We start from the raw sequence: 200 nt of genomic DNA, 5'->3' as shown, positions 1-200 counted from the left end.
GCGGGGGTGATTAGCTCAGCTGGGAGAGCACCTCCCTTACAAGGAGGGGGTCGGCGGTTCGATCCCGTCATCACCCACCAACTACTTTATGTAGTCTCCGCCGTGTAGATAAGAAATTGAGAAGTGGGTGATTAGCTCAGCTGGGAGAGCACCTCCCTTACAAGGAGGGGGTCGGCGGTTCGATCCCGTCATCACCCACC

General features: G+C 57.5%; 2 tRNA genes. Both read left to right on the top strand.

Annotated features, from left to right (window positions below):
- Positions 1–4: 4 nt before the first annotated feature.
- Positions 5–80, top strand: a tRNA-Val gene (locus tag OGY07_RS01900).
- A 45-nt stretch (positions 81–125) separates the two neighbouring features.
- A tRNA-Val gene (locus OGY07_RS01895) sits at positions 126–198 on the top strand.
- The last annotated feature ends 2 nt before the right edge of the window (positions 199–200 follow it).

Source organism: Citrobacter sp. Cs237 (assembly GCF_030332325.1).
Classification (GTDB): domain Bacteria; phylum Pseudomonadota; class Gammaproteobacteria; order Enterobacterales; family Enterobacteriaceae; genus Citrobacter_A; species Citrobacter_A sedlakii.
The sequence above is the reverse complement of the archived record's forward strand: the minus strand, read 5'-3'. Positions and strand labels throughout refer to the sequence as shown.